The sequence below is a fragment of the Erwinia endophytica genome (assembly GCF_009295515.1).
Classification (GTDB): Bacteria; Pseudomonadota; Gammaproteobacteria; order Enterobacterales; family Enterobacteriaceae; genus Erwinia; species Erwinia endophytica.
Window position 1 is genome coordinate 1 of sequence record NZ_RQVV01000042.1, and the last position, 4206, is coordinate 4206.

Sequence of the window (4206 nt, forward strand, 5' to 3'; positions counted from 1 at the left end):
TTCAGCCTGAGCGGCGGACAGGCCCACGAAAGTCGGTATGCAAAAGCGTTACTCAACCTGGTCGGTGTTATTCGTAAAAGTGGATGCCTGAAATCCCGCCCCAAAGCCGTACTGGCGGATAAAGGATACTCAGGCAGGGATTTTCGTATTTATTTGAAAGAAAAAGGAATAAAAGCGGTTATTCCTTTTAAATCGAATGAAAAAGCCAGTCAGGACGGACGACGAAAACTCGACAAACGGCTGTACAGAAAACGCAATGTCGTGGAACGTTGTTTTGCGATGCTAAAAGAAAATCGTCGTATTGCAACACGCTCAGAAAAAACAGCAAGAAACTACCTGAGTATGCTAAAACTGGGAGCTGTCAGGCTGTTTTTAAAGCGGTTGTTAAGTTAAGGGACACACCCTAGAAAAAGCAGCGTGAAAACTCGTTAAGGGTGACAACTTCGTTGACAGCTACCGCTGCAGCGGGAGCAAAACAATCTTGATAAGGAGTGATTAAGTGGCAGTTGTACAAATTAAGTGGGACTGGCTGAAGTGGAACTGCCGTCAGACCTGGAAAAAAAGATGTATTTCCTGTATTGCAAAGCAGAGGCGTTAGTCAGGAGGATCTTAAACGGTGCGTTTATGTCATCAGGCTCGATGGTTTGTTTGCTATTGAGTACCCACGTGGCATTTCCCCCACGGTCTACATCGGCGAAGGAAACTTTGAACAGCGCATTACTCAGCATAAGAACTGGCTGATGGATCTCGCGGACCTGCAAGGCGAGCATGAGTTCCTCATTGGCTATTGTTTCCCTCGAACGAGAAACGCCTCAAAGGTTTATTCTGAATTCGAAGCGATGCTCATTCATGAATTCCGAGACATTTACGGCGCGGCTCCATTGCGCAACAAGCAAATGGAATTTCAGAAGTCAAGTCACGAGTTTCAGCCAATTACTGAAATTCGTAGCGCTATCATGATTGGCAAAGGGACACGTTTTCATTGGTCGGTAAAACCGATGAAAAGTTCATCAATGTATGATGTTTACCAGCTCACTCAGGAACAGGCTACCTCTTAATGAGATAATCTGGATAAAATATTTTTTTGAAATATCAAGCTATGTCCACTTTTAAGCGGACTAGTTACTTGAGATGAAGTTCCGCTATGAGCGAATTATAGACTTTCATACCCTGAAACTTACGCTATTAGGTGATTCAGGGTATGCGCTTACTGGTTACGAATATTGAGCGAGAATCATGTGATGATCGCCGCTTTTCTTTCGAACCAGTAGGTGCTCCACGTTCGCTAACGAATACTCAGGGCATGCAGATAAACTGCTGGCTATATTTCTTTCGAAGAGCGTGGAATGCATACCAATCCCCGATGAAAGGAGTTGGTGATGACTGCGACTAATCAATTTGCTGCACATGTTGGTCTGGACTGGGCAGATAAAAAACACGATGTCTGTGTTCAGTTTAAAAACGGTGAACGCGTATTCCATGTGATTGAACATACAGCAGAAGCGCTTGATGCCTGGCTTACCGAGTTACACCAGAAGGTAAAAGGCAGGATCGCTATAGCTCTCGAGCTGAAGAAGGGACCCGTGGTGTATGCTCTTCAGAAATATCCGTTTATCACCGTTTTCCCTATCCACGCTTTGTCCCTGGCTCGTTACCGGCAAGCTTTCTCGCCCAGCGGCGCTAAAGATGACCCGCAGGATGCCGAGCTGGCATTAGAGTTAATGCTACGCTACCCCCAAAAAATAAAAGCCATTGAACCCAACAATGCGGATATCCGGTTGCTCCAGCAACTGGTTGAGCAACGTCGTCAACTGGTTGAAGATAAACGACGCTTTGTGAACCGGATAATCAACACGCTTAAACAGTATTATCCTCAGCCCCTGGAGTGGTTCTCACATCGGGGTAGCTTACTGTTGTTTGAACTGATTATACGGTGGCCCAGTCTGCAACAACTGAAACGCGCCAGGCGCGACACGATACGCAACTTTCTCAATGCCAAAGGTGGCCGCGCAATGGCCCTTACCGAGCAGCGTGTTGTGAGTATTGATAACGCGATCCCATTGACGACAGACCCGAGTGTTATAGAGGCTAATGCTTTGATGGCAACAGCATTGGCGACACAAATTAAAGTCGTGAGTGAAATCATCAAAACCTATGACGAACGAATCCAAACGCTGTTTGACACATTGCCAGATGCGGGGCTGTTCAAATCACTTCCGCTCCTGGCACGGAGCGGACAGAGAGTAAAGCCACCAAGTACCTTGAACAGCGCCGTCTGATGCTGCAATGGTGGGCTAATTTTCTGGATGCTAACAGCAGCGGTCTGGTTAGGCTGTTTGACAGTATCAGAACAGTGGCAAGAAACGAAACGGTATTCCGGTTCCGTTTAACGCCAGATGTTTCTGTTCCGCACTATCGACGAACTGGAATAGGCTCCCGTCAGCCACGATTAAAGGCAATGCCTGTTTAACAGAATAGAAAGAAACGTCAGAACCCGTCGATGAGGAAGTCTATTGCAACCTTTACCTGAGAACGGTACTGCGAAGCATCACAAAACACCGCACCCAGGGCCTGGACAGGGATACTTGCCAGCTCGTGGGTCATTACGGCGTATTCTTTGCCGTCCGTCAGCATAACGACGGGGACAAGGCGATCCGGTCGGCGACCTGCCGGATACTTTTCAATCGGGAGCAATGGGATCACTATCCGACGATTCAATTGCCCAATAATATCGCTCGTGACATCGAGCAACAGCGGGTAAACGACGCTTTTCCCGGTATTACCGTATACAGTGAATTGCATGGTTAAAACGTCCTGTATTCATCGCTGAAACAACCCTGTTCATCATGAAAACGATTTAGTGCTGCGATAGCCTCCCTGTTTTCTTCTTGCCATTTTTTCGCTTCATGATAGCGAAGCTCTGCATCCAGGGCGGTTGTCAGGGTAGCACTCAGATTAATACCCGCCTCACGCGCTCTTACCAGTAAGGCACGCTCTACTGTCATGGTCACGCTCTGCGTGTTGCGTTGTTTCGCGGTCATGGTTTCTCTCCTGCATGAATACGTGCGTGTTACACGGCATAATACACTTATCATAACACCAAAAACAGGCTCTGCTATCGTTGCAGTCTTGCAAACTTCACAGTCAGTCGTCATACCTGAGCCGTCGTTTACAGCAATCACCGATGTACAAACGCCGTTTGCGGGATGCGCGGGCTCTTTGCCGCCCGCACCCGCAGCCTGTGAATTTTCCGGGCATATTATGTCCAGAAAATTCGCAGGGAAATTTAAACATCTGTCACCTTCCCTGCCCCGCAATAAGGTTAAAGCCGCACTCCTTTGCGGCTTATCATCTCCGACTCAAACCTTATCCATCAGATAACGATACGCTTTTGAGGCGGCACTGGCCGCTTTGAAAACATAGCGCTTATCGTTTTTCAGCGCCTGGAGCCATGAGGCAATATAGCTTTCATGCTGCACCTCTCCAACAATCCCCAAATCCGCCATCAGAAAAGCACTTCCCAGCTCAGCCACTAATTCCTCCTCCGCATAATCTGCACTGCCAAATTTCCCTTTCATTTCACGGTTAAGTCGTTTTTTACCACCGCTCCAGTGAACCAGCTCATGCAAACCAGTAGCGTAGAAATTAGCTGCATCTAAAAACAGATGGCGCTCCGGTAGCCAGACTTCATCAGTTGAGGGGCGGAAAAAGGCGTTTTGTCCTTTCTCAATGATGTTTGCGCCGCTCTTCTGGAACAGATTTTCAGCCTCCGGCAACGGGTCAAAGGTTGCTTCCGGGCTGACTGTTTCAGTTGTCAGAGGCAAGCCGTCAATTTGCTGAACGTTAAACACGTTGAAAGTTTTCAGCATCGGGATCTGGTCGATTTCGCCGTCTTCGTTTTCCTTCTCTAAGGTTGTATAGAAAATGGCTGTTGTGCCGTGTTCGCCTTTGCGAACCTGCCCGCCTACTGCCTGCGCCTGTTTGTAGGTCATCCAGCGTGGATCACCGAAGCCCTGTTCTGACGCACTGCACCACAACAGCATGATATTCATTCCGCTATACGCAATACCGGTTGCAAAGTTAGAAGGTAAACCAGACATACCCCCTCTGTCAGGATAGTTGTCACCCCCATCAAAAACACTAATGGGGCAGTGAGGAAACACCATGAAACGCCTTTCGCCAGAACGAAAATCAGCAGCACTGGCT

Annotated in this window: 5 protein-coding genes and 2 pseudogenes; 4 read left to right on the forward strand and 3 right to left on the reverse strand. The window is 47.9% G+C overall.

Features of this window, described 5'->3' with window-relative positions; genetic code table 11:
* The 4 genes and pseudogenes from EH228_RS13095 to EH228_RS20550 all read left to right on the forward strand — a co-directional run.
* Positions 1–393, forward strand: a 393-nt coding sequence (locus tag EH228_RS13095) for an IS5 family transposase (RefSeq protein ID WP_152322102.1), incomplete at its 5' end; no start/stop codon positions are given.
* A gap of 251 nt (positions 394–644) precedes the next feature.
* Complete coding sequence (locus EH228_RS13100; protein WP_193323343.1) at positions 645–1058, forward strand: hypothetical protein; 414 nt, start codon at positions 645–647, stop codon at positions 1056–1058.
* 321 nt (positions 1059–1379) lie between these two features.
* Positions 1380–2219 (forward strand): annotated as a pseudogene (locus EH228_RS13105) (IS110 family transposase); the annotation flags it as partial.
* Between the two features lie 35 nt (positions 2220–2254).
* Positions 2255–2341: pseudogene (locus tag EH228_RS20550) on the forward strand (mobilization protein mobC); the annotation flags it as partial.
* A gap of 146 nt (positions 2342–2487) precedes the next feature.
* Here the strand turns inward: EH228_RS20550 and EH228_RS13115 are convergent.
* From EH228_RS13115 to EH228_RS13125, 3 genes are all read right to left on the reverse strand, one after another.
* On the reverse strand, positions 2488–2802 hold the full coding sequence (locus EH228_RS13115; protein WP_152322103.1) for a CcdB family protein: 315 nt from the start codon (positions 2800–2802) through the stop codon (positions 2488–2490).
* A gap of 2 nt (positions 2803–2804) precedes the next feature.
* Positions 2805–3041, reverse strand: a complete 237-nt coding sequence (locus EH228_RS13120; RefSeq protein ID WP_152322104.1) for a type II toxin-antitoxin system CcdA family antitoxin — start codon at positions 3039–3041, stop codon at positions 2805–2807.
* Positions 3042–3359: 318 nt separating this feature from the next.
* Positions 3360–4206, reverse strand: an 847-nt coding sequence (locus EH228_RS13125) for an ArdC family protein (RefSeq protein WP_240116293.1), incomplete at its 5' end; no start/stop codon positions are given.